Annotated in this window: 6 protein-coding genes and 1 pseudogene; 3 read left to right on the top strand and 4 right to left on the bottom strand. The window is 56.1% G+C overall.

All coding sequences use genetic code 11. The features are described from left to right. Positions 1–71 precede the first annotated feature (71 nt). Together IL54_RS16325 and IL54_RS16320 are read left to right on the top strand one after the other, a co-directional pair. Positions 72–374 (top strand): KfrB domain-containing protein, encoded by a 303-nt coding sequence (locus IL54_RS16325; protein WP_237748917.1) that lies wholly within the window; start codon positions 72–74, stop codon positions 372–374. 7 nt (positions 375–381) lie between these two features. Continuing rightward, on the top strand, positions 382–672 hold the full coding sequence (locus IL54_RS16320) for a protein TraA (RefSeq protein WP_011205811.1): 291 nt from the start codon (positions 382–384) through the stop codon (positions 670–672). 83 nt (positions 673–755) lie between these two features. Here the strand turns inward: IL54_RS16320 and IL54_RS16315 are convergent. Continuing rightward, positions 756–1,316 (bottom strand): annotated as a pseudogene (locus tag IL54_RS16315) (APH(3') family aminoglycoside O-phosphotransferase); the annotation flags it as partial. 72 nt (positions 1,317–1,388) lie between these two features. Here IL54_RS16315 and IL54_RS23180 point away from each other — a divergent pair. Then, positions 1,389–1,979 (top strand): MerR family transcriptional regulator, encoded by a 591-nt coding sequence (locus IL54_RS23180; RefSeq protein ID WP_000840060.1) that lies wholly within the window; start codon positions 1,389–1,391, stop codon positions 1,977–1,979. A 242-nt stretch (positions 1,980–2,221) separates the two neighbouring features. On the opposite strand, the gene IL54_RS16310 is transcribed toward IL54_RS23180, so the two are convergent. The 3 genes from IL54_RS16310 to IL54_RS16300 form a co-directional block, all read right to left on the bottom strand. Next, positions 2,222–3,013, bottom strand: coding sequence for a TraX family protein (locus tag IL54_RS16310; RefSeq protein ID WP_171821465.1), 792 nt, complete (start codon positions 3,011–3,013; stop codon positions 2,222–2,224). Positions 3,014–3,049: 36 nt separating this feature from the next. Further along, complete coding sequence (locus IL54_RS16305; protein WP_011205797.1) at positions 3,050–3,313, bottom strand: hypothetical protein; 264 nt, start codon at positions 3,311–3,313, stop codon at positions 3,050–3,052. A 30-nt stretch (positions 3,314–3,343) separates the two neighbouring features. Continuing rightward, on the bottom strand, positions 3,344–3,938 hold a 595-nt coding region (locus tag IL54_RS16300), incomplete at its 5' end, for a muramidase (RefSeq protein WP_081913094.1).

Below are 3,938 nucleotides of genomic sequence, written 5' to 3'. Positions count from 1 at the left end.
CCTGATCGGCGCAGAGCGACAGCCTACCTCTGACTGCCGCCAATCTTTGCAACAGAGCCGAATGGCTGACCATGAAGGTGTTGCCCGAGGCGGGGCTACCGAAAGGCATTCACCAGTTGAGCGATGCGAAGGACGCAAGCAAAAACGTCCACCCGCACAAGCACGTCGGCCAGGTGCTGCACGACGATGGGCGCAACGTCTACCAGTTCAGCGAAGGCGGGATCGTGAAACACAGCCGGGGCATCTTTGAGAAGCCGCCGGTTGTCGGCAAGAACTACGAAATCGCCTACAGCCGGGGCCAGGGCAAGGTCATCGGCGAGGTGTCCCAGGAACAGGCGGCCAAGGCCGAGCAGAAACGCTCGCGCTCGATCTAGGAGGCGTATGAACATCGAGGCGTACCCGCACGATTTTCGCGGCTCGCTCGCCGTGGTTTCTGCGACCGGCGTGGCCGGTTGCAGGACCTGGACGCTGCGCAGCGTCGAAACCGGGAAGCACTACGAGCTTGCGCCGGCTTCGATTGAAGGCTGGCCTCTCCCTGCGAAGCGTGAGGACAGTCGGCCCAACAGCATCATCGTCAACTACGACGGCAACGACGTGATCGCGCTTGAGCTGGCGACCGGCGAGTTGTACCGCACCCGAGCACCTGCAACGACCTTACGACTACGGAGGTAGCAGCAGAAAAAGCCGGGCATTGCCCGGCTTTCTTTGTGAGTCGTCCTGAACGCCTCCCTGATCGAGGTCGAGGGGGCATCGCCTTAGAAAAGTTCGTCCAGCAGGAGATGAAATTGCAGCTTGCGCCTATCCGGATCGGCAATGCCATATTGCGCAACAAGCCTCTCCTGAAGCGAAGGTTCGAACTCCTCAAGACAGTTCCATAACACGGCAAGGTCTTGGTATCGATCAGCAATACCAGCCCGCCCAACGTCGATGCAGCCGACTACCTTACCTTCGACGATAAGTAGATTATCGAGTGAAAAATCGCCGTGCGTCACGACTGGGTCCGGCGCGAGCGGTAGGAGGCGATGCATCGCCTCCCAAACCTGTTCGGCCGTCCACCCTTCGCGCTCCTTATCGAAGTCATCGACATCAACAACCCCCGCCTCGATACGCTCCCGCGCTCGGGCAAGCCTGCATGCGTGGTCACTGTTGAAGGAGCATTCGCTCACTGGGATCGCATGCAGTCGGCGCATGAACGCCGCCAATGCGTCAACAACAACGAGACGGGCTCCGAAATCCGATTTCAGCACTTGATATGCCGTTTTTCCATGTATTGCTGTTGTCAGGAGCCATGCCTGATTGGGCGTGCGAACGAAGCTTTTTGTAAAGCTGCTTTTTGGTAAATTCCTTTGATTACTGATTAACGCGTTGATAAATAAGGAGTTTAAATTTTGAAAAGTAACTTTATAGAAAAGAATAATACTGAAAAGTCAATTTGGTGTTCGCCGCAAGAAATTATGGCTGCTGATGGTATGCCTGGATCTGTTGCTGGTGTTCACTATCGAGCAAATGTTCAAGGCTGGACGAAGCAAAAAAAGGAAGGTGTCAAGGGGGGGAAAGCTGTTGAATACGATGTGATGTCGATGCCCACCAAAGAACGAGAGCAAGTTATTGCGCACTTGGGGTTATCCACACCGGATACTGGTGCTCAAGCCAATGAGAAACAGGATTCTTCGGAACTGATAAACAAATTAACCACAACCTTAATCAATATGATTGAAGAGCTGGAACCAGATGAAGCACGCAAGGCACTGAAACTTTTAAGTAAAGGGGGGTTGTTGGCGTTAATGCCTCTTGTATTTAATGAACAGAAACTTTACAGCTTTATAGGATTTTCACAGCAAAGTATTCAGACGTTGATGATGCTAGATGCATTACCTGAAGAAAAACGCAAAGAGATTTTGTCAAAGTATGGGATTCATGAACAGGAAAGTGTTGTAGTACCTTCACAGGAACCACAGGAGGTAAAAAAAGCCGTATAACAACCATGAACCAGCTAAAACATACTTCACCTCACATAATCACACATGTAACATACCTAAACGGCATAAGCTGATTTGTGATATGAGTCATTTGGTGACAGCTTGGTTGTTATCGGTTTTGAACGTTTTTTGAAGCTGTTATTGAAATGATTTGCAGTGTTTTTGTTTTTCGTATTTTCAATGAAACAAAAGCAATTTTTTACTATCTTTCGCGTTTCATTGATTAACGACTAAAATTTGCACTACAGGCTTGCAAGCCCCACCAAATCTAATCCCATCAGATCCCGAATAATCCAATGTCCTCCCGGTTTTTTTCGTACTTCAAGTGAATCAATACAGCGGATCAGCCAAAGAGCGGCAAGATGCAGCGGGTAGTACGTGTAAAAGGCCCAGCGCAGGCGCGGGACACGAAGATCGACGCCGGCGGCGACGATCACCAGGGGCACAACAGCAAGCGCCCAAAGGTTGCCATTGATGTACCACAGGGACGCGCAAGACAGCAGCGCCATCAACGCGGCCGCCCACGTCGGGCGCTTGAGGTACAACCAGACAGACGCGGCCAGCAGCAGCGCCGGCCAACAGAACTCGACCAGGCCGCCGGCCACGACGAACAGCGCTATAGGAGCGACCGAGCGGCCGCGCTCGACCAGGTAGAGCATCGCGGTTGCGGCCAACAGCGTGAACATGACGTTCAGCGGCCACCATCCGCCCACCACTCCACCCAACGCAATGAACGGGACCGAGGCGACCAGGCCGAAGGCCAACAGGCGTTTCATCGCTCGCCCGTACAAACCGCGCTCGAGCGCGCCCGGGCGGGCGAGGTTGTACGCCAGGACGAAAACGAAAAGAGGCAGGGCCAAGCGCCCCGCCTCGAACAGATATGGCAGCGTACCGTTGAACAGGTACTTGTTGACGTGATCCCCGGTCATGGCAAGCAAGGCGAGCCACTTCAAGGCTTCAATGGTGCCGTCGGCGATCACCATGGCAGGCAGCGAGGCCCGGCCGCTGGCGTCGTTCATGGCGCGTGTATTCATGCCCTCCCCCTTGGAGTAAGAACGCCCTGCAGGGCGCTATTTGCGCCCATAGCGCAGCGCGTATTCCCGGAGGACGTGCAGCGCCAAAGGCAGGGCCGCGAGGACCAGCAGAGCGCCGGCGGCGTACATGGCCCATGTGGGCAGGAACGCGAGCAGCGTATGCGCGACCAGGCCAAAGACGATGACAGGCCCGATGCCCAGTACCAGAAGATCAAACGGCGCTTTCGCCTGCGATGCCGCCCAGGCCGCGTAGGCCCTGGCCCCGTTCATGTATCGCTGCGTCAGGTTGCGAATGCCCATAGGCTTTAGCCGCTAAACGGCCGTTCCTCCTTATGGCGTGTTGTTGATGATGAGCTGCCGGGGTACGTAACCCGAGCTGCGGAGGCTGGTGCGGGTGATCCGGCCTTGCTTCATCGGCTGCGCTTCGGCCGGCGCTGCTGCCGACGTATCAGCGGCCGCAAGTGTGGTCCCCTTCCCTGCCGGCTGCGCCGGCGAGCTGGGGCCATAGTTGACGGTGACGAAACGCGCATCCAGCCACTTCGCCCACTTGTCGGCCTTCACCATCAGATCGGCGCGATAGATCGCGTTCTTCGACGGCGTGCGCGAGTGATAGTTAGCGGCGCGTGTCCACAGATCGCCCCTGTCGTTGCGAATGTGCCCGCGCAACCGCCAGGCCGCCAGGTCATAGGGATAGCAGCCTGCCGCAGCAACGTCCTGGGCCGTGATCCCATACTTCGCCAGGTCGCCCAGGTAGGCGGTGTTGAATTGCAGCTCGCCCACGTCATAGGTGCCATTGGTGTTCTTGACCCACTGGCCCGGCTTGCCGCCCTCCTTTTCCCGAATGGCGAGAAGAATGTTGGCCGGAATCTCGTACTTCGCGGCCGCAGACACCGAGCACACAACGCGCTCTTCCATCTGTTCCGAC

The organism is Sphingobium sp. ba1 (genome assembly GCF_000743655.1).
GTDB lineage: Bacteria > Pseudomonadota > Alphaproteobacteria > Sphingomonadales > Sphingomonadaceae > Sphingobium.
The sequence above is the reverse complement of the archived record's forward strand: the minus strand, read 5'-3'. Positions and strand labels throughout refer to the sequence as shown.

Coding starts and splice junctions, on each gene's coding strand:
- IL54_RS16325 (WP_237748917.1), top strand. CDS start 72: ATGAAGGTGTTGCCCGAGGCGGGGCTACCGAAAGGCATTCACCAGTTG.
- IL54_RS16320 (WP_011205811.1), top strand. CDS start 382: ATGAACATCGAGGCGTACCCGCACGATTTTCGCGGCTCGCTCGCCGTG.
- IL54_RS16310 (WP_171821465.1), bottom strand. CDS start 3,013: ATGAATACACGCGCCATGAACGACGCCAGCGGCCGGGCCTCGCTGCCT.
- IL54_RS16305 (WP_011205797.1), bottom strand. CDS start 3,313: ATGGGCATTCGCAACCTGACGCAGCGATACATGAACGGGGCCAGGGCC.